The 26,913-nt window shown below is 62.8% G+C and carries 20 protein-coding genes and 1 pseudogene; 7 read left to right on the forward strand and 14 right to left on the reverse strand.

Going from position 1 to position 26,913, the window contains the following annotated elements:
• The first annotated feature begins 31 nt into the window (after positions 1-31).
• Positions 32-1,345, forward strand: a complete 1,314-nt coding sequence (locus LGR64_RS14385; RefSeq protein WP_141833434.1) for a hypothetical protein — start codon at positions 32-34, stop codon at positions 1,343-1,345.
• An 80-nt stretch (positions 1,346-1,425) separates the two neighbouring features.
• Positions 1,426-2,436, forward strand: a complete 1,011-nt coding sequence (locus LGR64_RS14390) for a hypothetical protein (protein ID WP_230355885.1) — start codon at positions 1,426-1,428, stop codon at positions 2,434-2,436.
• 126 nt (positions 2,437-2,562) lie between these two features.
• Here the strand turns inward: LGR64_RS14390 and gstA are convergent, their stop codons facing one another.
• Complete coding sequence (gene gstA, locus LGR64_RS14395; protein ID WP_141833438.1) at positions 2,563-3,195, reverse strand: glutathione transferase GstA; 633 nt, start codon at positions 3,193-3,195, stop codon at positions 2,563-2,565.
• Positions 3,196-3,345: 150 nt separating this feature from the next.
• Here gstA and LGR64_RS14400 point away from each other — a divergent pair, with 150 nt between their 5' ends.
• Positions 3,346-3,678 carry a winged helix-turn-helix transcriptional regulator gene (locus LGR64_RS14400; protein WP_141833440.1) on the forward strand — a complete coding sequence of 111 codons (333 nt, stop codon included), beginning with the start codon at positions 3,346-3,348 and terminating at the stop codon, positions 3,676-3,678.
• Here the strand turns inward: LGR64_RS14400 and LGR64_RS14405 are convergent.
• The 3 genes and pseudogenes from LGR64_RS14405 to LGR64_RS14415 form a co-directional block, all read right to left on the reverse strand.
• Positions 3,675-4,455 (reverse strand): annotated as a pseudogene (locus LGR64_RS14405) (IS5 family transposase). The gene LGR64_RS14400 and the pseudogene LGR64_RS14405 sit on opposite strands and share 4 nt — an antisense overlap.
• Positions 4,456-4,540: 85 nt before the next feature.
• Positions 4,541-5,515, reverse strand: a complete 975-nt coding sequence (locus tag LGR64_RS14410; protein WP_230355886.1) for a hypothetical protein — start codon at positions 5,513-5,515, stop codon at positions 4,541-4,543.
• Positions 5,516-5,602: 87 nt separating this feature from the next.
• The gene (locus LGR64_RS14415) at positions 5,603-6,574 is read right to left on the reverse strand and encodes a glycosyl hydrolase family 18 protein (protein ID WP_230355888.1); all 972 of its coding nucleotides are present in this window, start codon (positions 6,572-6,574) and stop codon (positions 5,603-5,605) included.
• 323 nt (positions 6,575-6,897) lie between these two features.
• Here LGR64_RS14415 and LGR64_RS14420 point away from each other — a divergent pair, with 323 nt between their 5' ends.
• The gene (locus LGR64_RS14420) at positions 6,898-7,113 is read left to right on the forward strand and encodes a hypothetical protein (protein ID WP_141833446.1); all 216 of its coding nucleotides are present in this window, start codon (positions 6,898-6,900) and stop codon (positions 7,111-7,113) included.
• A 661-nt stretch (positions 7,114-7,774) separates the two neighbouring features.
• Positions 7,775-8,098, forward strand: a complete 324-nt coding sequence (locus LGR64_RS14425; RefSeq protein WP_141833448.1) for a winged helix-turn-helix transcriptional regulator — start codon at positions 7,775-7,777, stop codon at positions 8,096-8,098.
• 117 nt (positions 8,099-8,215) lie between these two features.
• Here the strand turns inward: LGR64_RS14425 and LGR64_RS14430 are convergent, their stop codons facing one another.
• Positions 8,216-9,142, reverse strand: a complete 927-nt coding sequence (locus LGR64_RS14430) for an alpha/beta hydrolase (protein ID WP_141833450.1) — start codon at positions 9,140-9,142, stop codon at positions 8,216-8,218.
• A 366-nt stretch (positions 9,143-9,508) separates the two neighbouring features.
• The gene (locus tag LGR64_RS14435; RefSeq protein ID WP_230355890.1) at positions 9,509-11,710 is read right to left on the reverse strand and encodes a methyl-accepting chemotaxis protein; all 2,202 of its coding nucleotides are present in this window, start codon (positions 11,708-11,710) and stop codon (positions 9,509-9,511) included.
• A 263-nt stretch (positions 11,711-11,973) separates the two neighbouring features.
• On the opposite strand from LGR64_RS14435, the gene LGR64_RS14440 reads away from it, so the two are divergent.
• A complete protein-coding gene (locus LGR64_RS14440; protein WP_221632757.1) occupies positions 11,974-12,078 on the forward strand; it encodes an agmatine deiminase family protein in 105 nt (34 codons plus the stop codon).
• A gap of 412 nt (positions 12,079-12,490) precedes the next feature.
• Here LGR64_RS14440 and LGR64_RS14445 read toward each other — a convergent pair whose 3' ends face one another.
• The 4 genes from LGR64_RS14445 to LGR64_RS14460 are packed head-to-tail and all read right to left on the reverse strand — an operon-like array spanning position 12,491 to position 19,972.
• Entirely contained in the window at positions 12,491-13,144 is a 654-nt protein-coding gene (locus LGR64_RS14445; RefSeq protein WP_034392317.1) for a response regulator transcription factor, read from the reverse strand.
• An 18-nt stretch (positions 13,145-13,162) separates the two neighbouring features.
• A complete protein-coding gene (locus LGR64_RS14450; protein ID WP_230355892.1) occupies positions 13,163-16,423 on the reverse strand; it encodes a hybrid sensor histidine kinase/response regulator in 3,261 nt (1,086 codons plus the stop codon).
• Between the two features lie 20 nt (positions 16,424-16,443).
• Positions 16,444-17,655: an EAL domain-containing response regulator gene (locus LGR64_RS14455; protein ID WP_230355895.1), complete on the reverse strand. Its 1,212-nt coding sequence runs from the start codon at positions 17,653-17,655 to the stop codon at positions 16,444-16,446.
• Between the two features lie 4 nt (positions 17,656-17,659).
• On the reverse strand, positions 17,660-19,972 hold the full coding sequence (locus tag LGR64_RS14460; protein WP_230355897.1) for an ATP-binding protein: 2,313 nt from the start codon (positions 19,970-19,972) through the stop codon (positions 17,660-17,662).
• Positions 19,973-20,325: 353 nt separating this feature from the next.
• Here LGR64_RS14460 and LGR64_RS14465 point away from each other — a divergent pair, with 353 nt between their 5' ends.
• Positions 20,326-22,683 (forward strand): Ig-like domain-containing protein, encoded by a 2,358-nt coding sequence (locus LGR64_RS14465; protein WP_230355899.1) that lies wholly within the window; start codon positions 20,326-20,328, stop codon positions 22,681-22,683.
• A gap of 34 nt (positions 22,684-22,717) precedes the next feature.
• On the opposite strand, the gene LGR64_RS14470 is transcribed toward LGR64_RS14465, so the two are convergent.
• The 4 genes from LGR64_RS14470 to LGR64_RS14485 form a co-directional block, all read right to left on the reverse strand.
• Positions 22,718-23,035 (reverse strand): DUF3325 domain-containing protein, encoded by a 318-nt coding sequence (locus LGR64_RS14470; protein WP_230355901.1) that lies wholly within the window; start codon positions 23,033-23,035, stop codon positions 22,718-22,720.
• Positions 23,028-24,701, reverse strand: a complete 1,674-nt coding sequence (locus tag LGR64_RS14475) for a PepSY-associated TM helix domain-containing protein (RefSeq protein ID WP_013802943.1) — start codon at positions 24,699-24,701, stop codon at positions 23,028-23,030. Before LGR64_RS14475 ends, LGR64_RS14470 begins: the two co-directional genes overlap by 8 nt.
• A 17-nt stretch (positions 24,702-24,718) precedes the next feature.
• A complete protein-coding gene (locus LGR64_RS14480; protein WP_013802944.1) occupies positions 24,719-24,997 on the reverse strand; it encodes a hypothetical protein in 279 nt (92 codons plus the stop codon).
• Between the two features lie 114 nt (positions 24,998-25,111).
• Entirely contained in the window at positions 25,112-26,830 is a 1,719-nt protein-coding gene (locus LGR64_RS14485; RefSeq protein WP_230355902.1) for an FMN-binding glutamate synthase family protein, read from the reverse strand.
• Positions 26,831-26,913: the final 83 nt, after the last annotated feature.

Consider the following 26,913-nt stretch of genomic DNA (forward strand, 5'->3'; position numbering starts at 1 on the left):
CCCATCCATTCAATTTCAGGAATTGCAAGCCATGTCAGATCAAGCCATGTTCAGCCAGTTGTACAACGCCCTTGTCGATAATCTCGGCACCCCGAATTTCCAGTTGCTTGGCACCCCCAAGGACTTCAGCTGGGGCACGGCTCCGACCGGGCAATGGGACCCGGCCGCCTATCAGGTCGTCAGCGGCATGCCGCAGTGGTCCGCGATCGGCCAGTACGGCAGCCTCGATGCAACGCTCTTCGACGCCGTTCGTCAGATCTTCGGTCACGTGACATTCAAGGTCAGCCCCGAGCAGCAGGCCAATCAGACGGAGCTGGCCAACCTGTGCGTCCAGAAAAGCAATGCGATGGCCAAGGCCAACAGCGACATGAACCAGTTCTACCTGAGTTCAAAGCAGAACGGCGGCCTCATATTCGCAGCCCGCTACCCTGACATCAGCACGTGGATCAACAACGCGCCGGAGGCTGCTGCCTACATTACGACCATCCAGGCGGCCACCAACGCCTACAACCAGGCGGTCAAGATGAAGATGGAGCTGGAGCGGGCCAGCATGCCCAGCGATCTGCAGCGCGCCATCGACATGATGCAGATTCCGTCGGGCGACCCTGCCTCAAACAACGCACCGGCAGGCTGGACCAAGGTGCCGGATGGCTCGGGCATCCTGCGCTGGCAGCCGGACTTCCACATCGACACGACGGGCGCGGACTGGCGCGCAGCGCTCAGCAATGGCAGCGCAGGCGCGTTCTCGATCGCGATGAAATCTTCGCAATCGAGCAGCGACTTCAAGTCCTCGTTTGCCAAGGGCTCGACCAGCGTTGGCAACTTCTTCTGGAGCGTCAACGCATCGGGCGGCTGGAGCAAGTCCGACCTGTTCAACCAGGACTCGAGCTCGGCAGTGAAGATCAGCTGCGAGTCCTCCACGCGCGTGAAGGTGAATCCGGGCGACTGGTACCCGGGCGGCTTCATGAGCGAACTGGCCAAGGCCCAGCAGGGGCCGGGCGGCCAGGGCTACACCATCGTCGCCCCGTGGGTGGCAAACGGCGGCCCGGGATCGAGCTCCCTGTTCGGCCCGAACGGCATCGTCGCGGCAAGGGTGTCCGAGCTGCTGGTCGTCTACAAGCCTTCGTTCGAGATCACGATGAGCGCCAACACCTATCAGCAAAACAAGCAGGCCTTCGAGGGCAGCGCGGGTGTGCGCATCGGGCCCTTCACCTTCGGTGGCACGGGCGGTCACCAGTCCGAGTACACCAAGAGCACCGCACAGGCCAATACCTTCAAGGGAAGCAGCACCTCGGTGAACCCGCAAATCATCGGCGTGATCGTCGACTTCCCGGGCATCCATTGACCTGAAGACCAGCGGGTGGGCGGGACGCCGTGGCGGGTCCCGCCCACCCCGCCCACCCCCGTCAACCGGAGACAGCGTTCATGAACGTGATCCATCAGTTCCTCGGCGGCCTGGCTGATCTGGTGCCTCCGCCCCCAAGGGCCCCAAGCGTATCGAGCGGGCCGAAAACCGGCATGGTGTTCAAGCGCTCGGCATCCATTTCGGCGCCGCTGGTGCGGGGGCAGATGCTGATGCCAGTGACCGCGTGGAACTGGCCGGATCCAGTGACTGGCACCATGGCCGATGCGCAGTTTCTCTTTGCAGATACGGTGCCCCAGTCCGCTGCCAATGGCGCGCTGTACCAAGCGTCGGGGCGCAGCTTTTCGCAGGGATACAAGACCTTTCTGCAGGTACTCGAAGCCTGCAAATTCCCCTATCAGTCGATGCTTGCAGGCGCCATGCAGAAGATGGCAACGCCTCCAGGCGAACCTGCATACTCGCCCACTCCGGTGGGATGGACCAAGGTGTACGAGACCGGCTTCCTCCAGTGGAAACCGATCTGGACACTGCCCAAGAGTTCGTCGGAGTGGAGCGCAGCAGTGGCTGTCGGCACGATCGCAAACCCCGGCACCTTGCGCTTGAATCTCAACGACACATCTGGCGCAGGGCCGCAGGCTCCGGCTTCCCTGCAGGCCCTGGACGCTTCCGGCCGCGTCCTTGCGCTACCCGCCGCTTCGCTGGAGACGGTGACGATCACCGCTGAATGCTGGGACCAAGTGCCGATCTACCCCGGCAGCTGGTACGACGCCTCAATGGTGGCGCTGGGTCGCGGCCTGGTGCCGGATGCGGGCGTGTTCTTCGGGCCTGGCGGCCTGATGGCGTGCCGTGTGTCAACTTTCTACGTCGCGTTGAAACCCCGCTTCGACTTCACTGCCGCAGCGCCGATACCCGCCTCGCTGCGCCAGACGCTGGACGAGGCTGACACCGTGCAGGCCATGGGTGTGACGGTTCAGCGCGCACGCGGAGACGGGCAGCCAAACCAGGCCTTGCGCCTCGTGAACACGGAGCCTGCCCCCGTCATCGTGGCCGTGAGCCTCGAAACCTTGGCGTGATTCGTCACGTCCACGTCCGGTCACGTCCGACGATTGGCGTTGGGCACCCTCAAGGCCGTAAGGCGCGGGCTGCTTGCCATGACGCAGCAAAGTGCGTGGTGGCCGAATGCGTGGCGGCCCTCTGCCCTATCGCAGACCTTCCGCCTGCAGCGACTGGCGCACGGCAGGCCGCTCACGCATCCGCGCATACCAGCCTGCAAGATGCTCCAGGCCATCGAAGCGAATGCTCGTCTTGTAGACCGACTCCAGCCACGGCGCCTGGCCCCACTGCGTGAGCGCGTACAGATACGCATCGGCCACGGTGAAGCCATAGCCCATCAGGTAGCGCTTGCCGGCCAGTTGCGCGTTCACCCAGGCATACCGCTGCTCCAGCTTGGGCCTGGCCGTCTCCACGCCGTACTTTCCCGCCGCCACCGCATACAGCAGCGGGATGAAGCCCTTGTGGATTTCCGAGTTCAGAAAGGCCAGCCACTCCAGCAGCCGATAGCGCTCCAGGCTGCCCTGGGCCGGCGCCAGAAGCGCTGCAGGCCGCAGGTCCGCCAGGTACTGCAGGACGGCGGGCCCTTCCCGCAGCAGGCTGCCGTCGTCCAACTCCAGCAAGGGGACATAGCCGAACGGGCTGAGCGCACGGAAGTCCCTGCCGTCTTCCGTCTGGTGGGTCTTGTGGTCCACCCGGACCAGTTGGAAATCAAGCCCCAGCTCGTTCAGGACAATGTGCGGCGCCAGCGAACAGGCGCCCGGCAGGTAATACAGCTTCATGGAATTTCTCTGGTGATGGAACAAGGGGCCTGCGCGTTCAGGCACAGCCCCTGGCCAATGTCATGCACCAGGGATAAATCTGGAAGAAGGCAATAAAACTGCCCATAGGTTAAAAAAATATACCTGCCGCCTGCCTATGATGAATGTGCTATGAAATCCAACATCTCCGGCTGCTCCGTGGAAGAAGCCATGCGCCTGCTGGGCGGCCGCTGGAGGCTGCTCATCGCCTCCTACCTCATCGACGGCCCCCGGCGCTTCAACGACCTGCGCCGCGACATGCCCGGCATCTCCCAACGCTCCCTCACCCTGGACCTTCGCGCGCTGGAGGAAGCGGGCCTGGTCAAGCGCACGGTCTACCCTACTGCGCCGATCAAGGTGGAGTACGAGCTGACCCAGGATGGGGAGCGGCTCAAGCCGGTGGTGGGGGTGATGAAGGAGTTTGGGTTGTGGGTGAAGGGGAAGGCGCTGGTTTGGACTTGCTAACACCACCGATCCACGAAGCGCGCACAGATGATCTCCGCTGCCATTTTCAACAGCGCTTCGTGGATATCCAGTCGTCCTTCAAAGCGGGTTCGCAGTTTGCCAAAGCCTGCAAACCAGCTGTGCGTCCTCTCCACCACCCACCGGTGCATGCCCAGCCGCTCACTGCTCTCAATGCCTCGTCTTGCAATCCGACCAATGATGCCCCGCGGCCTCAGGTGGGCTCGGCAACGCTTGAAGTCGTCGCCTTTGTCGGCGTGCAGCTAGGCTGGTCTTTTACGGGGACGCCCTGGCAAGCGTGCAATCGCAGGAATCGCGTCCACGCACTTCTCGAACATCTTGGAGTCATGCCTGTTCGCACCGCTGACCAAGATCACCAGAGGAATGCCCCTGGCGTCTACGACGATGTGTCGTTTGGAGCCGGGCCTGCCTCTGTCCGTGGGGTTTGGGCCTGTTCCCTGGCTCCCAGGGGCTTGGTATCGAGGAGCCATCAATGCTGGCTCGGCTCCAAGCGATCTGGTCATGTTCACGCAAGCGAGTCAGCATGGCCTGGTGCAACTGCTCACAGACACCAGCGGCATTCCAGTCGTGCAGGCGCCGCCAGCAAGTCATGCCGCTGCCGTACCCAAGAGATTGGGGAAGGTCTTTCCATGGAATGCCTGTTTGCAGCACGAACAAGATGCCGTTGAGGGCGGCGTTATCGCTGAGTGCGAGCTTGCGCGCACTGCCTTTGGCAGAAGGCACGACGGCTGGGACGAGGGGTTGTAGCTGTCGCCACAGTTCTTTGCTTACGGGACGTCATGCCATGAGGGCAACGAGCACAACCGCTTTGACGGGCACTCTGGGAAAGTGATGTTAGCCACTCTTAGACCTTGATCTGCTCGGGCAACAGGATTCTTTTTCCTGTCACCAATGACCACTTTCCACCGCTCTGGGCGGTATACCAAGGCTTCTCTCCAAGCACGTCTTTTTCGATGCGTATCAGGGTTCCATAGACTTCGACCGGTCCTCTTTGGTCGAAGTCTGTTTGCACCGTGATATCGTGCTTGAGGTCTGTTTTGCTCTGCTCGTTGAACGAGATAAGTTCGACCGAGTCCACGTAAAACGCATTCTGCTTGTACGGGGGAGGAGCAACGAGGATGTTCAGTTTACCCGCGAACGCTGTTTGACCATTCCTTCGCTTCATATCAAATAGAAAATGGGCAAACCCGTTGATGTCGGTCTGAACGATACGAAATGAACCGCTCTCCCGCTGATCTATGTTTAAGACCAGCGATTGCCCTGTCTCGACGTGGCGAACGATTAATTCATCGCCCGGACCGAAGTCGTGTTGGCTAGTCCGGTCTTGATAAATGAAGCGAAAGTAACCGCCAAATCTATCTCCAACCTGATAGGTTTTTCCTTTGGCGGAAGGCGATTCCTCGGGCGGAGTTTTTGGCACCTCCGACTCATTCACTCGGCTGGAACTGCGAAGGGCAAAAATAAAATGGTTCGAGCCTTTTTGCTGCGTAACAACTAGATCCGGCGCGTCGGCAGCATCTTTCTCACCAATTTCGATATGGTCGAGCTCAAGCAAGCCAGCATCATCGCCGTTTTCCTTCAAATAGATTGCGCCGTTGAATAGCCATTGCTTCGTTTCGTCATCTTTAACATACGTTGCGCAGTTGATTGTGTCGCCAGCAATGTTCACATCAGTGCCCGGGAAGTAGTGCTCCGGCGTAGTCGCATTGCACTCGCAAAGCCCGACGCCCGCCGCATTGAAGGTCAGCGTTGTACCCGCCTTGGCTAGTGCATCGGCGAATGTGATTTTTAAACCATCCTTTAGCTTGGTGATGCTCATCATACCCCCGACTGTGTGTATTAAACATTGACCCCCGGGCTTATGTCTGGGATCGTCCTTTATACCAATACCTGGATTAGTACGGCACTACTTCAGTAAAGCGTACAGTGCAGTGGAAACCGCATGGTCCTGATTCCGTTTATCGCTGTCCGCCCGCCAGATCATGCCTCCACCAAGTTTCAGAGACTCTGGCTTAGTCAAGGTTTCGAGCTCAGTCTGCACCTGGCCAATCTCACTTGGCGTCGCATACCCTTGATTGGCAGTGTCAGCGGTGACGCCTAAGACCAGCTTGGACGTTGAAATGCCTGGGTAATTGTTGTAATCATCTGCACCCGATTGTGGGATTCCCTTGTTAAATTTGTAGGTACATGGTTGCGCAAAATCCCTATAAACATGAGCAAGCCACACTGCGGAACCCTGTGTATGATCGCCACGCTTATCGGAGGGCGAGTCATAAGCCATGATTTGCACAAAGTCGTAGATTCGATCAAACTCAGCTTGATCATGTGCAATGACCGTCATGACATTCCATCCTAGGTTATGTGGAGCACTCATCCCCCCAATAAAGTCCGCCCAATATGCCCCGGAGGTCAGTGCATTATCGGCAGGAACCGTTAATGCGATGATGGCATCAGGAAATTTGTTGCGAAGCCGCGTTCCAAATTCCGCAAATTTCTTTGCATCGTCCATGGTCAAGACGCTCTGACCCTCCACATCAAGATCGAATCCGTCGAACCCATACTCGTTTTGAAGCGTTGACAAATTTTTAGTAAATTTCTCAAATGCCTCAGAGAATTCTTTGCCATAAAAATGGTGCCAATCCTGAATTGGTTCCGCTTCACCACCGAGAGACACGAGCACACATTTGCCATCTTTCTGCCAACCATTAATTATATTTTTCAGTTGAGCTGACGGCTCATGCAGAAAAACGGCACCATCTTTCTCAAATACAGCCATGTTGACTAGGACAACATTACTTTCATCGGGCACCTGGTTCTCAGTGGAGGATGAAAAAACATAAATTGTCTTGAGCGGCTTGCTCAATGTTTTCTTTTTCATATCTAGTTTCCTTCAAGTTAGAAAGGTGGCTGAATGTGCTACTGGATGGATGGTATACTCCGAAGTGATAGCAAATTTGAACTCATGGGATAGGGTAAATTTGGACAATTCGGAATAGACCTCGGAGCATTGCAGCTCAAATGAGACGGCTGCTACATATTCCTCGCAGTTTACGTCTCTCAGGTAGATGGCGCAGGTTATTAGTTTTGGCGTGATTAATAAGTTAATACCCCTTTCCAGTCATTTGGATTAAATTTTCCAATCACATGTGATTTTATTATGATCAGATGGCTTTTCCAGTATCACGATAGAAGATGCGAAACTTGGAAGGAAGCAACACCGCCGTCAATCGCAGCTTCATCAATGCCGTCCTTGTAGCAATTCGGGTCATGCAGGGTGATGCACTCCCCTCCAGCGAGCAAATGCTGGTCAGGAGGCTCTTGCTCAAGCCAAAGGCAAAAAAGGTATCCCTGGGGTATCTTGGTCAACCTACTGATTTTTCATTATCGATAAACCATGTGCTTGATCCCGTTCCTTGAACCATGATGATCTATCCGTCCTGCCGCAAAAAAACAACTCCTCACTTGCGGCTGCGAAGGCTTGGGCCCCATTGGATTTCTCGGTGAAGATTGCAATAAAGCAGACTGACGCCACACCATACCTTGCACATCCCACGCCCGTCAACACGTAAAACTGCACAATGGATCAAGGGCTGGCGTGTTGACCAAGCAGGACTATGCGCTCGACGTGGCCTCGGCGCAGAAGCAAGCGATTGCGTGCACTAAATCCTTTGAGCATGCCTCTGTTTCACATATAGCAAGAAGTTGAAAACTTCGGGAGTACGGAGAAACGAAATAAGAGATGGCAATGTGCCCAAGCGGCAATACGCGGACCGGTGTCTCAGGCAGCGCCACCACAGCTGAGCCTCAAAGATCCACAAGGACCACATTTTTGATGAGGATGAATGAGTCCAAAAAGCTGAAGGCCACAGTCCAGCCAAGTCTGTGTAGGCCATCCGGTTTTTTTTGTCTACTGAGACGGTGTGTTGACCCAGCAGAACCTGCTCATGTCATGCGCCTCTCCCACTCTCCGTATCTGGCGCGCAGGCGAAGAATCTCGCTACGGGCTTCCTGGGACCGTACATCTAAAACTGCCCATGGGTTAAAAAAATACCTGCCGCCTGCCTATGATGGATGTGCTATGAAATCCAACATCTCCGGCTGCTCCGTGGAAGAAGCCATGCGCCTGCTGGGCGGCCGCTGGAGGCTGCTCATCGCCTCCTACCTCATCGACGGCCCCCGGCGCTTCAACGACCTGCGCCGCGACATGCCCGGCATCTCCCAACGCTCCCTCACCCTGGACCTTCGCGCGCTGGAGGAAGCGGGCCTGGTCAAGCGCACGGTCTACCCCACGGCGCCGGTCAAGGTGGAGTACGAGCTGACGCCCGATGGAGAGCGGCTCAAGCCCGTGGTGGAAGTGATGAAGGAGTTTGGGTTGTGGGTGAAGGGAAAAGCGCCGGGTTGAAGAGGACTGGTACAGACTGGTTGTGTCAGTTCGACCCGAAGCGGCCACCCGATTGCGCGCAGCCGGCGCCCGTGGCCAGCAAAGCCTTGCTGAAATGGGTCAGCGCCATATGTGGGCTCAGCGCACTGGCAACAGGTACTTCAACCCCTGCGTGAAGCCACGTGGTGCGACGGTGAGATGGTCCTCATCGTTCAAGATCGCTGACTTTAGTTTCAAGCTCGGGTACTTCCTGCTCAGCAGAGCCGCTTCCAATGCGCGATTGTCGGCAACCATGTCCACCGTCTGGTTGTAGCGTCGATCACCTTTTCGCAAGGCCTCATAGGCACCGACATACAGGTATACGTTCGCCCTCAGGTCCTGATTCTGTTTGGCGTAACTCGCCTCGAGCTTCAAGGCATGCCGCTTGTCGTACCAGAGAGAGGGACTGCCGAGGATATAGCTGCTGAACATGCCAGGGTCGGTGAAAAGCACCTGTATTCCAAGCAGCGCGCCGTAGGAGTGGCCCAGAAAGATTGCTCTGGCAGAGTCTGCGCGATACCGATCGGTGATGAAGGGCTTTACCTGATCGCGCAGATATTTTTGATAGGCACGCGCCTGACCATGTATCGAATTCGGTGATGCAGTGCTTGGGCCGTTGGGTGTCGGCGTGTAATCACGCTGGCGGCTGACACCGCCGTCCTCGCCCTTTCCATAGGACAAGCCCACGAGAATGAATTCCTCGATCTGTGGGCCTTCCACATTCAGGCGGCGCGCCAGCTGCCGAATGATGGGGAAAGCGTAGTCGGCGTCCGTCACATACAGCACGGGGTAGCGTCGCTGTGGCTGGGTGGCGTAGGACGGTGGCAATGCAACGAAGACCTGGTAGCCGCGTTGGGAAATGGGATCGGGCACGTCCCATACTTCGCTGTCGGCGATCTCATAGGGGTGTCCGCCACCAGACTGCACTTTTGGCGTCGATGGAGCCTGTGCGCGCACAGGAGCGACAAAGGCGCCGAGGCTGGTCAATAGAGAGATCAATACGGCATGCCGAAAACGTCGATGCATGTGGGTTCTTCGTCGATGAGCGCCGCCTTGCGCACGGGGATGACTCGGTCGATGATGACTGGCGTGCTTGCGCAGCAGTACTTACCGAACTCGACATGCTAGCGTGCTCGTACAGGCATTGGCCGCGATAGTGCTGTTCGTGTGTGTGTTGTCCTGATATATCGGGTTCAGCCGATGTCGGGAATATCGGCAGATATTGATCGCGTTCCAGCAGGACAGGTTACTTTTGGCGTCAATCTATCCGTTTGAATTGCCCTGCCCGGGCTTTGCGCCGCTGGAGGGCATGGAGACCATGCTGGCAATCGCTGCGCCGCCCCGGGCGCCCTGCCCGGCTCCGGGCCTGGGCTTCCCCAGCGGGCGCGGCGCTCAGAAGCTGTCCCAGTCGTCATCGGCCGTGGAGGCCATGGCAACGGACTTGGCGGTGGGCGTTCTTGCCGAAGCTGCGGGGGTTGCCGGCTTGGCCGTGGCAGACAGGGCGGCTCCGGGCGCCATGGACGGTGCACGGGGCGATGCAACACCGGCCGGCCTGGCGTTCCCGCTGGCACTGTCATCGGGACTGGGCGCGCTATTGGCTGCGCGTGCGGGGGCCTGCAGCGGCGCACCATTGCCACCCGGCAGCCTGAAGACCGAGACCACGCGCACCAATTGATCGGACTGGTGGCGCAGGCCTGCGGCGGCGCCGGCCATTTCCTCGACCAGGGCCGCGTTTTTCTGCGTGGTCTGGTCGATGTGGGTGATGGCCTCGGCCACCTGGGCGACGCCGCTGTTTTGCTCGGCGCTGGCGTGGCTGATGTCCGAGATGAGCTGGGTGACCTTGCGGATTTCCTCCATGGCCTGCTCCATGGTTTCCCCGGCAAACGCGGCCTCCTGGTTGCCGGTGTGGATTTCGGCGACGCTGTGGCTGATGAGCTGCTTGATTTCCTTGGCGGCCTCGGCGCTGCGGCCTGCCAGGGCGCGCACTTCCTCGGCCACCACGGCAAAGCCCCGGCCATGCTCGCCCGCTCGGGCCGCTTCCACGGCGGCGTTGAGGGCGAGGATGTTGGTCTGGAAGGCAATGCCGTCAATGACGCCGATGATGTCGGCGATCTTCTTGCTGCTGGCGTCTATGCCCTGCATGGTCTGCACGACCTTGCGCACGGCCTGCCCGCCTTCGGTGACGACGCGCTGGGCCTCGCGCGTGATGCGGTCGGCCGATTGCGCGTGGTCTGCGTTGTGGGCCACGGTGGAGCCCAGCTCTTCCATGGCGGCGGTGGTCTGCTCCAGCGCGCTGGCTTCGCTTTCGGTGCGGGCGGCCAGGTCCTGGTTGCCCTGGGCGATTTCCGCGCTGGCCAGGGCCACGCTGTGGGCCTGTTCGTTCACGCTGCCGACCACGCGCGTCAGGCCCGTGCTGGTGGTGTTCATGGCTTCCAGCAGGTGGCCGATTTCATCCTGGCGGTCGCTGGCGATGCGCACGGTCAGGTCGCCATCGGCAATGGCGTAGGCCATGTGGCTGGCCTGCTTCAAGGGGCGCACGATCATGCGGCGGATGAGCCAGAACCATGCCGCCGACAGCAGCAGCACGGCGCCCAGGCCCATGAGGGCGAACTGCAGGATCAGGCTGCGGGTCTCGGACACGGCTTCGTCCGCGTAGGCGCTGGTGGCAATGACCCAGTTCCAGGGTGCGTATTGGCTGAAGACGACCAGCTTGTCCCGGGCCTGGGTTTCGCCCGGATTGGTCCAGGGATAGGCCATGCTGCCCTGCTTGCGGTCCAGCATGTCGCGGATGAAGAAGCGGCCATCGCCGTCCTTGGAATCGCTCATGTTCTGGCCTTCCAGGGCGGGATGCACGACCAGTTGGCCGCGCTGGGGGCCGTCTTCGGCATTGAGCACGTAGTAGTAGCCGGTCTGGCCCACCTTGAGCGCGCGGATGGAGTCCTTGAAGTGCTCCAGCAGTTGCGAGAAGTCCTGGCCCACGAAGGCGATGCCCACGGTGGCGCCGGAGGCGTCCTTGAGCGGGCGGTATTGCGTCATGTACTGGCGGCCGAACAGGTGGGCCAGGCCCATGTAGCTTTGGCCGGCCTGGATGGCGGCATAGGCGGGATGGGCGCGGTCCAGCCGGCTGCCCAGCACGGCCGCGCTCTGGTCGCCTTTCTCGTTTTTGAGCGTGGTGGCAATGCGCACGAAGTCGCCCTGCCCCTGGGCCGCAAACACGGTGGCCACGGCGCCGGTGCTGCGCGTGAAGGCCTGCAGGTGCGCATCGTTGCCGTTGAGCGGCTGGCCGTCCAGGCTCAGCACGGGTTCGCCGCCACTGGTGTCCAGGCTGAGCGATCCCTGCAGGCTGCGCGCCAGGCTGTCGGCCAGGAACTGGGTGCGCTGGCGCAGCTCCTTGTCGGTGGACTCGACGAAGTTGTGCAGCATCTGGACGCCCTGCTGCATCTCGTTGTGCATTTTTTTCTGCAGGGACTTGCTCACATCCCAGGCAATGCCCAGCACCAGCAGCGCCAGGATGGCGGCGACCCAGACAAAATTGGTGAGTGACAGCTTTGCGCCCAATCCTTGGCGGCGCCAGAAACGTTGACCGATGTGCATTGATGCATCTCCTGTGCGGCGTTGTGCGCCGCTGTTGTGCGCGCACAGGCGGGGAATGCCTGCGTGCCAAGCCATGCTGACCAAAGTCAAGCCCTGGTGATTCATGGGCCGAAGCGTATCGACGCTGCCGCATACGGGATTTGAGATGGGTCAAGGAAGTAACCAAGTGTTGCAACGACAGCGTCCGGCCCATCGCCCCAGGCTTCGGCCAACGCCCGCCAGAACGGCTGGGGCACAAACAGGCGCATGACAACGATGCCGAGGTGGCGGGCTTTGTCACCGAAGCCGCCAACGTGCGCTACCTGGAGACCGAGCTGGCGTTGGAGGGTGGTGGCATCCACTGCACCACGCAGCAGCAGCCGCGTTGATGCGCTCAGTACGGCAATAAGAATCGTCTTAACCTTGGCTGCGCAAGGCCGGGCAAGACTGGAGAGCGGTATATCGATCCGTTTTTTCCAGAAATGCAGCCAAAGAGAACGTCCCAGAAACTGTGCGACCCATGCTACGAATTGCTGAGCAATACAAGCCTGTCAACGCCCCACCCCGGACTGAGGTTCCGCTTTTATTCACTGGAGCAGGACGCCAATTTCGTGAACTATGGCTGCGTGCATTGCCAGGCGCCCCTGGCGATGAAGACAAGCCGGCGCGGGGCACTTCTGGGGTTTCGCCTGATGTCGTCCGAACCGTACTATCCCCTGGGTGAGGGGGACATCGAGGACGGCGGCCCGGCGCAAGGCCAGGCGCTGGAAGGGTGACCAGCTTGTGCAGCCCGCAGGCCGGTCAGTCGAAAAGATGGTGCTCGGCGCAGAAGGCCGCCAGGTCCTGGTTGCTGTCCACGTTCAGCTTGCGCATGGCGGAGTTCTTCTGGAGGCTGACGGTCTTGACGCTGCGCCGCAGCCGTGCGGCGATTTCGGTGATGGACTCACCATTGGCGAAATGCCTGAGGACTTCGAACTCGCGCGGCGAGAGGCTGTTGGCGCGCTCGGCCAGGAAAACGGACCGCTCCTGCCTGGGCGTGTCGGCCTGGAATGAGGGCGAATAGTAGCGGGCATTGAGGCGGACACACTGCAGCGCCGCCATGATCTGGGTGAGCGGCTCTTCCTTGAGCAGCACACCGGCGACGCCGGCGTCATACAGGGCCGAGATGATCATGGGGTTGGAGACGGTCGTCAGCACCAGCACCTTGATGTCCGGGAAGTGGCGTATCAGATAGTCCACGTAGCGCAGGCCATCGCCATAGACATCGTCGCCCGGCATGGAGTAGTCGGTCAGAACCACGTCCAGCGGGTTCGATCTGGCGTATTGCATCAAGGACGATGGCGTGCTGAATGTGGCCACGACCTGGAGATTGGGGTCCTGCTCCAGGAAGTCCTTGACGCCAAGCAGGACCACGGCGTGGTCGTCCACGACAGCAATGCGCAGTTTCAGTTTCATGGGATCGCAAGCAAAGGGTTAGGGCTGGGGCAATTGCGCCATCATGACGCGAAGGTCGGCCAAGAGGTCGTCCAGCAGGACTGACAGCGCGGCCTGCAGGCCGGGCTCCCGGGTGCCGTTCGGGAGCTGGTCCTCCAGCGACTGGGTGCGCGCGGCAAGCTCCTGCATCCTGGCCAGCAGCAAGGCGCCGCGCATGCGATGCAGCGCCTGCGCGGCCAGGTCGGGCCGGCGCTCATCCAGGCCACGGGCCAGCATTGCGATGTCGTCGTTCATACACTGCACGAAGACCTGCCGGTGCGTCTGCAGCACGTTGGGCTCCGACAGGGCCGCAGGCTGCGGGGTGTCCCCCACCGGGGTACCGGCCTGGGCAGGCGCCGGACGGAGCCGCTTTTTCGGCGCGAACTTCTCCAGGGTGCGGACCAGCGTGCGCAACTGGATGGGCTTGACCAGCCAGGCATTCATGCCGGCATTCAGGCAGCGGTTTTCCTCGTCCAGCATGGCATTGGCGGTCACGCCGACGATGGGGCAGGCAACGCCCTCCGCACGCAGCCGCTCCGCCAGTTCGTAGCCGTTGAGGTAGGGCATGTTTACGTCCGTCAGCACCAGATCGTGCGGGCTGATGTCCCACAGCGCCAGCGCCTCCTCCCCGTCGTCGGCGACCGTGACCTCGCAGCCCAGGCTCTCGAGCTGGCCGCGCAGCGTCACCTGGTTGACGGGATTGTCCTCGGCGACCAGCACGCGCAGGTCGAACAGGGGCAGATCGGAGCCGAAGCCGGCCGAGCGCTGCGCACCGCCAAGCACCTGCGCAATGCCCAAACCGATGCTCAGAACGTTGTGCCCGTCAATGCCCCGGTTGTCCGGCGAGGAAAGGTTCAGGTGCGGCCCCGTCCATCCGGGCGCGGGGCTGTCCGCCGGCAACAGGGCGTCCAGCAGCAGCTCATCGTCATGGGCCGCCACCGGGGCGGCTGCCGCCGCGCGGGCCTGGCCGCCCCAGCGCCGCAGCCAGGCACAGATGTTGTCCGTCAGCTCGGGGTGGGGAGTGCGCACCGCGATCCGGGCACCCTTGAGCTCGGGCGCCTCCTCCTCCTCCTGCGCGACGGTCTCCAGCCCCAGCTCGAACCAGAACCGGCTGCCCAGGCCGGGCTCGCTCCAGACCTCGATGGAGCTGGACATCATCCGGGCCAGGCTCCAGCAGATGGACAGACCCAGGCCCGCTCCACGGGCGGTGCGGCTGCTGTTCTTGACGAGATAAAAGGGCGTGAAAAGCTCGCCATGCAGGGATTTTTCTATGCCCACGCCCGTGTCGCAGACCTCGAACACCAGCCGGACCTGGGAGGCCGTGCCCGGCACGCTGCGCAGGCGGACGATCACATGGCCGGCCTCCGTGAACTTGATGGCATTGCTGATGAGATTGCCCAGGATCTGGCGGATGCGCACCGCGTCGCCCAGCACAAACTCGGGCACCTGCGCGTCCACGCAGGAAAACAGCAGCAGGCCGTTTTGCTGCGCCATGGCGGCATAGGAGCTGGTGCAGTTTTGCACCAGCTCCCGGGGATTGAACGGGGCCTTTTCCAGTTGCAACTGGCCTGCCTCGATCTTGCTGGTGTCCAGGATGTCGCTGATGATCTGCAGCAAGATGGACGAGGAGGCTTCGATACGGTCCACATACTTGCGCTGCAACTGCGTGAGCTCGGTCAGGCCCAGCAGTTCCAGCGTGCCCAGCGCGCCATACAGCGGCGTGCGGATCTCGTGGCTCATGGTCGCCAGAAAGGTGGACTTTGCCTCGTTGGCCTCGTCCGCCGCGATTCTTGCCCGCTCCAGATTGCTCTCGATTTCTGCGCGCGCACTGACGTCGGCAAACACGCACAGCGTCACATCCTGGCCCAGGTAGCGGGTGGGCGCGTAGGCCACGTAAAGCGTTCGGCCCTGCGCGGTGACCAGCTGCTCCATGGTTCCTGCGGCCCTGGCGTGGACAATTTCATCCAGCGCTGCCCTGTTTTCCGGCGAGCCGGGGCGCAGGTAGCCATCGGCCGAGTGCAGCCACTCCTGCACCAGCGAGTTGCTGAAGATGATCTTTCCACTGCCGTAGGCGACAAGGCAGACAGCCACGGGGGCGGTTTCGATCAGCGTCCTGTTGAATTGATTGCTCTCGACGATGACCCGCTGCGCTTCCTGGGCAGGCGCAATCACCTTGCGGTTGAACCAGCGGGTATAGGCAATACCGGCCAGCAGGCTCAGCAGCAGGGCCAGCACCAGGCCGGCAGAGGGCGCGAACAGCCGGCCCTGGAAAAAGGTGGCGTAGTCCACCTGGTAGTAGCCGGTCCACCGGCCGGAGGCATCCTCGGTCTTGAGGATCAGGCCGTTGCGCGTGTACTGCATCCCCGCCTCGTCCACCTGCGGCACCGGGCCGGTGCCCATGAGCACGCCGAAATCCCGGTGCTCCAGCCAGAAAAGATGCCTGGGCAGCGTATGGATGGATCTTTCTATGGCGCTGATGCGCTGGCGGCTGAAAAGGATGGCGGCGTAGATCGGGCTTGCGGCGGCTTCGTCGCCGGCATCGATATGGCTTGAAAAGCCGGCTGCGACCATGCCGATCATCTTTTCCGGGAACTGGGGCGACCGGAACCAGACGATCTCCTGCGCCGGCGCCGTGGAGCCGGCGCCAGGCCGGGCATCGGCGGCCCTGGCCCGCAGATGCGCCTTGACGGCGGCAATCGTGCTGTCGAACATTTCCTGCGTGACGCTCTCGTTGCCGATGGGCACGTCGATGGCCGGCACGCCGATGCTGATCGCCCCGTCCTCCTTGGTGAAGAAGGCAGCGGCTGCAGGGAAGTAGGAGCCTGCCCAGAAGGAGGAATAGCCCGCGGCCAGGGAGCTGCCCAGCGAGAAAAGCCGGTCCGGGAGCGTATCGCAGGCCGCGCGCGCAGAGCATTGCAGTGAAAAGGGAATGCCGCCGATGGCCTCGCGGCCACGGAACATGCGGTAGTCCGCCTGCGCAGGAGCGGGCACGTCGACGATGGTGGCTATCCTCTGGTCCGGCAGCGCTTTCCAGGACTCGTTGCGGCCCTTGAGCCGCCGAAGGAAGATTTCCTGCTCGTCGAGCGAGCCGACGATGGCGGAGAAGTTCAAGGCCAGGCGGCCCTGCTCCTGCTCGAAGATCCTCTCAGAGCCCCACAGCAGCACGGCGATGAGGAAGATCGCAAGGGGAAGCACTCCAAACAGTACCCGGTTCTGCCAGCGTGTGGTGCGTGTGATCTTGCTGAACGGGGAGTCGGGCATGGACGCCTTGCGTGCTTGGGTCAGGTGGGGTTGCCTTGGTGTCGGGGTTCGGATGCCAGCATAAGGGCAAATTCGCTGGCGGGCACCGCGGCGGACAGCAGATATCCCTGCACGCAATCGCAACCGATGCTGCGCAGCAACTCCAGGTCCTGGGTGGTCTCCACCCCTTCCGCCGTCACCGTCAGGCCCAGTTGCCGCCCCAGCTGCACCGACGACGTCAGGGCCGCAGTGCGCACCTCGTCACCTGCGGCGCCGGCCACGAAGGCCCGGTCGATCTTCAATTCGGTGAAGGGCGTGGAGATGAGGCTGTACATCGAGCTGTAACCCCGCCCGTAGTCATCCTGGGCCAGGCCAAAGCCTTTGAGCCGCAAGCGGCTCGCGCACATGTAGTAGTTGGCGGGTATGCCGACGGCCTGGTCCTCCAGCAGCTCGAACGTGATGTTCTCCGCAGCGATGCCGCACCGGGCCGCCATGCCGTGCAACTCATCCGGCAGGCCGATATCGTCCAGCAGCGGTATCGGCAGGTTGACGGACACAGGCACGACATGTCCGGCACTGCGCCAGGCCAGGTGCGCTGCCATGGCGTCTTCCATCATCCGCACCAGCAAGGCATGGTCCAGGCCATGGAACCGGATGGCGGACATGAACGAGCCCGGCATCATGAAGCCGAACTGCCGATCGTTCCAGCGTGCCAGCGCTTCCACACCGACGGTGTGCCCCGTAAGCAGGGATTTCTTGGGCTGGAACCAGGCCTGTATGGTTTTCTCCTCCAGCGCCTGGATCAGGTGTGCCTTGGCGAAAATCGGCCGTTCCTTGATGCCTGGAGCGCTTTTCCTCTCGTAGGCACGCAAGGACCTGAGTTGGCTGGCCAGGACCTGGACATGGTCCGCACCGAACGGCTTTTGAAACATCCCGACGACGGAAAAGCCGGACTCCTTGGCCATGAGACTGACACTGTTCATCAACCGACGCGAGCAGGAGCTGGATATGACGAGCATGGGATGCAGGCCGCGCTGGCTCAATTCATTGATGAACTGCAGGCCGTCCATGTCGGGCATTTTCAGGTCGGTGATGACGAGGTGGAATCCGCCATCGCGCAGCATTTGTAGGGCATCTCGTGCGTTGCAGGCAATGTGCGTGTCCACGATTCCCGCCTCCATGAGCAGGCTGCGCGTGTGCTCGCAGCACAGGGCGTGGTCGTCAAGAATGAGTACTTTGAATGTCGACAGCATGGGATCAGGTCCTGCATTGCTTGATGTGGTTCAGGGTGGTGCGCAGCACCGCCAACGTGAATGGCTTGCACAGCAGGCTGTCGAAGCCGGCCGGCAGTCCGTCGCCCTGCCCTTGCGCCTGCCCTTGCGCCTGCGTTTGCGTCTGCGGCTGCGCATTGGCCGTCAGCCCGACGATCGGGCGGCCGTAGCCACGCTTTCTGAGCGCACGCGCCAGGGCCAGGCCGTCCAGCAGCGGCATGTGCAGGTCGGTGAGAACGGCGTCGAATTCGAGCAGGCCGGGCATGGACAGCGCGTCCTGTCCATTGCTGGCCTGCTGGACCTCGCAGCCCAGCACCTGCAGTTGCTCTCGCAGGATGATTCTGTTGATGGGGTTGTCCTCGACGATGAGCACACTCAGCCCCATCGGCTCGTGGACCTGGGGAACGGCGGCGTACAGGTCAGGGCGCGCGCCCGGCGCAATGCCCTGCTGGGCCATGCCCAGCGCCTGGCCCACGGCCAGCACGCCAGGCATGCTGGTTTCCCACACACGGGCCTGCAGGGTTTCGCGGGGGACCTCGCCCGGCGCCAGCGCCAGAACGCATTTGCCCGTCCATTGCGGGCGGCGCACCGACCGTGGCCAGGCTTGCACCAGCACCGCCTGTTCATTGGGGCCCTGCACCTGCTCCCGGTACGGCTGGGCCATGGCGCCCCAATGCCGCAGCCAGGCGCACAGGTTGTGCACGACTTCCGGAATGGCGCCATCCACGTAGACGGTGTGCGGCAACAGGCTGGGCACTGCCTCATAGCCTGCCGCGCTCTCGCGCGGCAGGCGCAGCTCGAATGACACGCAGGTCCCCAGTCCCGGCTGGCTGGCGGCCGTCAGCCGCCCGCCCATCTCCTGGCTGAGGCGCAGGCAGATGGACAGTCCCAGGCCCGCGCCCTGGACCTGCTGCTGCGTGGCCGCATGGGCACGGAAGTACGGGTCGAACAGGAAGGGCTGCTGCTCCGGCTCGATGCCGATGCCGGTGTCCTGCACCTGGAACCGCAGGTCGGTACCTTCCTCGCTGTCGCCCATGACCTGCAGGCGGATGGCCACGTGGCCGGAGAACGTGAACTTGATGGCATTGCCCACCAGGTTGTCCAGGATCTGCCGCAGCCGCAAGGCATCGCCCACCAGCAGGGGCGGCGTTTTCACATCGGAGACGGCATACAGCTGCAGCCCCTTTTGCTCGGCACGCGACAGCAGGCCCGCGGCCACGCTGTCGAGCAGTTCGGTGGCCGAGAACGCATGGGCCTCCAGTTGCAGCCGGCCAGCCTCGATGGCCGACAGGTCCAGGCTGTCGTTGACGATGCGCAGCAAGGAGGCCGACGCCTGCTGCATGGCCCCCAGGTAGCGGGTCTGTTCGGAAGGAGCCCTGGACAGCGCCAGCAGCTCCAGCGTTCCCAGGATGCCAAAGAGCGGTGTGCGTATTTCGTGGCTCATGGTCGCCAGAAACTGCGTCTTGGCCTGGCTCGCCGATTCGGCGCGCTGCTTGGCATCGACCAGCGCTGCCTGCGCCTGCCTGAGCGCCGTCACATCGCTGACCAGGCAGAAAACCACCGGTTCGCCCCCGTGGGTCGTGGGCGTGGTGCGGACCTCCACCCATCGCCCGTCCCCCAGCGCCAGCTCACGCGGGCCCTGCTGCGTGCCCCCGGCCACGGCCTGCTCGAACCAGGAAGCATCACTGCACACCCACTGCCGGGCCAGTCCGTTGGACAGCAGCAGGCTGCGATCGCTGCACCGCACCAGCGCCAGGCCCACGGGGGCCGTGTCCAGCAGCTTTCGGCAGAGCGCATCACCGGCGGCGCAGGTGCCTGCCCGGCTCCAGGCCGAAGCCGGCACGCCGCGGCGCAGCCGGCGCACGCACCATGCAAGTGCAGCCATGAAGGCAAGTCCCAGCGACACGGACCCCAGCAGCAGCCAGACATGGGCCCTGACCAGCTGCCGCGCGGGCTCCCAGCGGTCTGCAAGCCATCCGGCGTTGTTCGCGGATTTGCGCAGCAACAGGGATTCGGGAAGCGCCCGGCCTGCCTGCATCAGTGAATGGAGCGGCCCGGGCTGGCCCTGCGCTGCGCTGGCGCGCCACGGCCAGGCATAACCGGCTTGCGTGTGGATGGCTGCGTGCGTGGCCCCCACCGCAGCGTCCAGCAGCAGGAAACATCGGTCCATGAAAAACAACTGAATGTCTCGCACGGGCACATGGCCCAGGCTGCGCGATGGCGTCGCCGGGGCGGTGTCGTCCCTGCCGCCGTGACCGGCACAGGCCAGCATGGCCATGATCGCCAGTGCAAATGCCATCAAATCACGCCGTGCCAGGGGCAGGCACAGCCTGTGTTGTATCGATCTGGAAGAAAACAAGAGAGCTTGAAACTGGCGCATTGCCAAATCTTAGGAATCAAAAGGAGAATTTGGTCTAAGAATTTTCTTAATACTGAAACCTCTTGCACGCCGCCTCGCCAAAGAGCGATTTCAAGCATCGATCCGCCATCGGAAAATCGTCAACTCTCTTTGAAGATGCCATTATTCCTGTCACTTTAAGAAAATTCTTAAACCAATATTCCGATGCCCTGGAGATCATTGCCGGATTGATTCATCGACAAAGGCTGCTCCGTTTCTGACCACCCCTGTGATATTGCACACAGACGTCGCGCATGCAGAATGCCAGCGCTATTTCACGTCCTGTATTGCGCAATATCCAGAATGCGTTTCGGCAGCCCATTTCAGGGGAAGTAAAAATGGCAATGAGGATATACAGGCGACGATTCACTACCAGGCCGGCAAGCAGGCCGCTGCGCCTGCTCGCCCTGGCGTTGCTCTTGCAAGGCTGTGTCGCCACGGCCCATGCATGGACCGTCGTGGTGGACAGCGCCGCCGACGCAAGCGGCCCGTGCGCCAGCACCGGCCTGGGACCCTGCTCCCTGCGCGACGCCATCACCTACGCCAACGCCAACCGCAACAAAGGGGGCGACAACCGCATCGAGTTCAGCATCGGTGCGGGGGGAGAGCAGACCATCGTCACCCAAAGCAACTGGAATGGCAGCCTCATGCAGCCCATTGCACCGGCCACATCGCTGACGGTGGACGCCAGCACGCAACCCGGCTATGAGGACCACTTGCCACGCCGCCCCCTGATCACGCTGCAGGCAGGCAGCTCCGAGTTCGGTACAGGGCTCGAGCTGGCAGGCGCCATCACGGTGCGCGGTCTGGCGATAGGCGGCTTCAACACGGCCCTGGCGGTGACAGGCGACGGCAACACCGTGCTGGGCTGCCATATAGGCGTTGACGCATCGGGAACGGTTGCCATGGGCAATCGCAGCAACATCCTTGTCAACTCCGGCAACCGCAACCGCATCGGGAATCTGGATATTGGCGGGCGAAATGTCATTTCCGCGGCGGAAAATTCCGGAATATGGCTTTCCTGGCCGGGCGTCGGTACAGAAAACATCATTCAGGGAAATTACATAGGCACCGATATCACCGGCAACGTGGCGCTGGGAAACCAGGGAAACGGCATCAGCGTGGCGTCCGACTTTACCGGCACGCTGATCGACAGCAACCTCGTCTCCGGCAATGTCAGGGAAACCGGTGGTTCATCCGGGATTTCCATTTCCGGCTCGCACACGCTGGTGACCCGCAACCGTGTCGGGACCAATGCAGCCGGCACGGCCATGATTGCCAACAATGGGCCAGGCATTGCCGTATTCTTTTCGCCGGAAGGCGGACATCGCATTGGCACAGGCCCTGAAGACGGCAACCTGGTTGCCGGAAACAAGGAAACGGCCATTGAATTGAATGGAAACTACGCCGCACGCAACTCAAATACCCTGATTGCCGGGAATATCGTGGGAACCAGCCTGGATGCCAGCACCATGCTGCCCAATCAATGGGGCATCGTCATCAAGGATTCGGACGAGGTGACCGTGCGCGGAAACATCGTCGGTGGCAGCAAGGCGTCCGGCATACAGTTCCAGGGCGCCGGCAAGAACAACCTCGTGCAGGGCAACTACGTGGGCGTCAGTCCCCAGGGAACCGCCCTGCCCAATGGGGAAGGCGTTTCCTTTTTCCAGAAGGCCCATGACACCCTGGTCGGCGGTGACGACGCGGCACATGCCAACGTGATTGCGCACAACAGGCTGTTCGGCGTGGGACTGCGGGGGGACGAAGTCAAGGGCGTCTCCATGCTCGGCAATGCCATCTACGGCAATACCGAGGGAGGCATCGCACGAACCAGCCTGGCCAACGGAGATCCTGCCGATCCGGTGCTGCTCACGGTGACGCCCGACGGCCTGTCCGGCACGCTGGACAGCGTCGCCAACGAGAGCATGCGCATCGAGTATTTCTCGACGCCCAGGCTGCCCGACGGGCTGGTGGAGCGCGCCGCCGGCAAGGTTCTGCTGGGCTCGCAGACCGTGACCACCGATGCCTCCGGCCATGCGCCTTTGGCGTTCAAGGGCGCCATGCCTCCGGGTGACCAGGCCGCTGTCACGGCGACCGCCACCCGGATTTCCACCGGTGACACCTCGCGCTTTTCCAACGCGATGGCGGCCAACGCCGCCCCCGTGGCGCTGCCGCAAGCCGTCACGACGCCGCAGGATACGGCGCTGTCCATCACCCTCGCTGGCACGGACTTCGAGTCGGACCCGTTGCGCTTCGAGATCACCGCCGGCCCCGCCCATGGCGGCATCAGCGGCTTCGATCCCCAGACGGGCACGCTGGTCTACACGCCGGCGGCCGGCTACTCCGGGCCCGATACCTTCGCCTTCACGGTATCCGACGGGCACCAGAGCGCTGCCGCACCGGCATCCGTGTCCATCGAGGTGATCGCTGCCGATCCTCCCGACCCGGGCCCGGGCACCGATCCCGACCCCGGTCCGGGCACGGACCCAGGACCCGGTCCCGGCCCCGGAAATGTCCAGGCCGTTCCCGGCCTGGGCAAGGGCGGCATGCTGGCGCTGCTGTGCGGCATGGCCTATCTGGCCAGCCGCAGGATGAGGAAAAGGCAGGCCTGAGCCTGCGGCGGGCGCAGAGGTCCCCGCGCAAACGTCAGGCCGGCAGCCAGCGCAGCCAGCTCGGCCGCCAGGTCAGGGTGAATGCAATGGCCAGGGCGGCAGCGGCCAGCGTCATGATCCAGACCAGGGATGCCATGGAGGCATGGTCCACCGCCAGGCACAGTCCCAGCGAGGCGGCCAGGCCCAGGGCTCCCAGCCAGCGCAGCAGCCTGACCTTGCCATCGGGCTGGGGCGTGTCGCCGTGCACCTGCTCCCAGTGCACGTCCTTGGCCAGCGCAAACCAGCCCATGCCTGCCAGCGAGGCGGCAAAGGCGGCGGCCAGCAGCAGTGCGTCCATCAGTCCCTCAGACATGGGCCACCTCCGCGGCGCGCGAGGGCATGGCGGGCACGGCGCGCGTCTTGAGCTTGCGCGCCACCACCACGGCCAGCACGGCACTGGCCAGCATGAACAGGTCCACGCCGGCCACGGGCCAGTAGCCCGCGCCCAGGGTCTTGAACAGGTGGTCGCCCGTGGTCAGCCAGTTCAGCAGCACGGCCGTGACGGCCATGGCGGCCACGGCCCAGCACTGCTCGCGCCATGCGGGGTTGGGCAGGCCCCGGGCCACGGGGGCACTGCGCACAAAGGCATGCGCCATGGCCAGCAGCCAGGCGGCCCAGAAGAAATAGCGCTCCATGTCGCCCCGGCCCGGCCAGCCCTGGGGCATGGCCTCGGGCAGCAGACGGTTGGAAATCAGCATGCCCAGGGCGGCCACCAGCATGCCGGTGACGGTGGTGACGGCCAGGGCATCGACCACGCGCGCGCCCTGCACGCCCTGCTTGGCGTGCTGCTTCTTGCGCTTTTCCACGAAGAAGACAAAGCCGGTGGCAATGCAGGCGCAGCCGGCCAGGCCACCGAGCACGTACAGCCAGCGCAGCAGCCAGTGGCGGAAGTGCTGCAGGTGCAGGCCGGTGAGGAAGGTGTTGAGGCTGTCCACGGCAGTGCGCGGCGGATCTTCGCGCAGCAGCGCGCCGGTGCTGGCCTTGAAGTGGATGCCCTCGCCCGTGAGCGCGATGCGGTCGGTGCCGGCGCGGTAGACGCTGACGTAGCCATTGGCATCGCCCACATGGGTGACGGACAGGAAGCCCACGTCGCCGGCCATGCCCTTGGCGGCCCAGCGGCGCTGCGCCTCGGCCACCATGGCGTCCACCGAGGCCACGGGCGCGGCCACTCCGGCGCGGTCGTGCGGCAGGCCGGTTTCCTCGGCCTCCATTTTTTCGTGCAGCTCGTGCAGGGGCTCCAGCTGGGTGTGGGTGATGGGGAAGTAGATGCCCGCAAAGATCACCAGCCCCGTGAAGGCGAAGAAGAAGTGGAAGGGCAGCGCCACCACGCCCGTCATGTTGTGCAGGTCCAGCACGCTGCGCTGGGTGGCCTTCTTCGGACGGAAGGTGAACAGCTCGCGGAAGATCTTGCGGTGCATGACCACGCCGCTGACCAGGGCCACCAGCATGATGAGTGCGGCAAAGCCCACGATCCAGTAGCCAAGGCCCATCCAGTTGAGCGTCAGGCTGTAGTGCAGCGGGTAGAAGAACTGGCTGCCGATCTTGAGGTGGTCGTCCGGCAGGGACTCGCCATTGCGCGGGTCGATGGTGCGCATGGCCCAGATCAGGGTCTCGGGCTTCTTGGCGTTGGCCACCTCGTAGCCAGCGAACAGGCCCAGCACCGGGTCGCGGTGGGTGGTGTAGGCACCCCAGCGCTGGGGCGTGTCGAAGCGCTCGGGCAGCGGGCCGTTGACCTCGCCGCGCATGGCCTCGCGCGCCTGGGCGTTGGGCTGCATGGACTCGAAGACCGGCTTGAGGATCTGGTCGTACGAGGGCATGGGCGTGGGCTCGAAGCGCGAGGCCGGAATGGCCCAGCGGTCGATCTCGCGGTCGAACACCGACAGCGCGCCAAAGAAGAAGGCGGCCATGAGCACGAAGCCGAGCACCAGCCCGAACCAGGTGTGCAGCCAGGCCATGGAAAGGCGGAAATTCTGGAACATGGGAAGCGATCTCCGGATCAGGGCAGCAGCATCTGCTGGAGCAGCGATGCGCAGCCGGTCATGACAATGCCGCCACCGGCCAGCACGGCCCAGACGCGCGGGAGGCTCTGGGCGGCAAAGGCCCAGAGGAACACCGTCAGAAACACCAGGAAGCCGAGGATGTAGCCCAGATGCTCGGCATCGTGGAACTCCATTCCGGCGGCAAACATCAGCACCACGCCCAGGGCGATGAAGCCCCAGGTGAAGGCATAGCCGCCGAAGACGGCAGCCGCAATGCGAACCAAAATAGTTTTCATTTACACAGAAAAATACAGTTGTGCACCAAGTTCTCGGGGCGCATTATCCCCGAGGGTTGTTAAAACCTGTAATCGGCTGTGGTCTGTGGCGCCTGTCTTCTCTGCGTGGCGTCTCTAGGCAGCCTGGCCTGCAGCCTGCGCCTTGGCCTGCGGCGCAGAAGGCTTGAGCGTGGGCGGCGCGAACTGGAAGGTGTGGGCGCTGGCGCCCGGCCAGTAGAGCTTGAACACGTTGTGCTGCTTGTCCAGCGGCCCCAGCAGCGCGCCGGGCTCCACGCGCAGGACCAGGTTGGCGAGCTGGCGCACCTCGGTGTCGGAGATGCGCCGCACGATGTGGTGGGCCGTGATGTCGCAGGGGTGCTCCAGGCCCGCCGCCTGCACCAGCTCCTGCAGCGCATGCAGGGTCTTGTCATGGAAGTTGGCCACGCGCGTGGCCTTGTCGGGCACGACCAGGGCCTTCTGGCGCGCCGCGTCCTGCGTGGCCACGCCCGTGGGGCAGTGGCCGGTGTGGCAGTTCTGCGCCTGGATGCAGCCCAGGGCCATCATGAAGCCGCGCCCGGCGTTGCACCAGTCGGCGCCCAGCGCCATCATGCGCGCGATGTCGAAGGCCGTGATCACCTTGCCGGCCGCGCCGATCTTGATGCGGTGGCGCAGGCCCACGCCGATCAGCGTGTTGTGCACCAGCAGCAGCCCTTCCTGCAGCGGCACGCCCACGTGGTCGGTGAACTCCACGGGCGCCGCGCCCGTGCCGCCCTCGGCGCCATCGACCACGATGAAGTCCGGCGTGATGTCCGTCTCCTGCATGGCCTTGACGATGGCGAACCACTCCCAGGGATGGCCCACGCAGAACTTGAAGCCCGTGGGCTTGCCGCCCGACTTCTCGCGCAGCCGGGCGATGAAATGCATCATCTCCACCGGTGTCTTGAAGGCGCTGTGGCTGGACGGGCTGATGCAGTCCACGCCCACTGGCACGCCGCGCGCGGCGGCGATCTCTGGGGTGACCTTGGCGCCCAGCAGCATGCCGCCGTGGCCGGGCTTGGCGCCCTGGCTGAGCTTGATCTCGATGAGCTTGACCTGCGGGTCGGTGGCGTTGGCGATGAATTTTTCTTCGTTGAAGCTGCCATCGTCGTTGCGGCAGCCGAAGTAGCCCGAGGCCACTTCCCAGATCAGGTCGCCGCCGTGCACGCGGTGGTGCTGGCTGATGGATCCCTCGCCCGTGTCGTGCGCAAAGCCGCCCATCTTCGCGCCCTTGTTCAGCGCCAGGATGGCATTGGCCGACAGCGCGCCGAAGCTCATGGCCGAGATGTTGAAGATGCTGGCGCTGTAGGGCTGGGTGCAGGGCGAGGTGCCTTCATCGGCGCAGCCGATGGTGATGCGGAAGTCATGCGAGGCCAGCCTGGTGGGCTGCATGGAATGGTTCACCCATTCATAGCCCTGGGCCGTGACATTGAGCTGCGTGCCCAATGGGCGGCTGTCCGGGTCGCCCTTGGCGCGCTGGTAGACCAGGGAGCGCTGGGCGCGCGAGAACGGCAGCGCCTCATGGTCGGACTCGATGAAGTACTGGCGCATCTCGGGCCGGATGAACTCCAGCAGAAACCGCAGGTGGCCGATGATGGGGTAGTTGCGCAGCACCGAATGGCGCACCTGGGTCATATCGCGCACGCCCAGCAGCGCCAGCGCGGCGCACACGCCAAAGCCCAGCCACCACCACATCCCTCCCCACACCAGCGCCGCCACCAGCAGCCCCGCGCTGCCGACCAGGCTCAGGCAGAACGTGGTGTAGCGCAGCGGCACCCATGCGGGCAGGCGATGAACCGGGGAGGCAGACGTTGACATGGCGTGGGTCCTTGGGGGCGTGTTGACGATCTTGTGCATGCCGCGCCGTCGAGGGCGCGCTGTGCACAAGGGTAACCCACGAT

The sequence above is a fragment of the Delftia sp. Lp-1 genome (genome assembly GCF_020523835.1).
In the GTDB taxonomy this organism is placed as follows: Bacteria; Pseudomonadota; Gammaproteobacteria; order Burkholderiales; family Burkholderiaceae_C; genus Comamonas; species Comamonas acidovorans.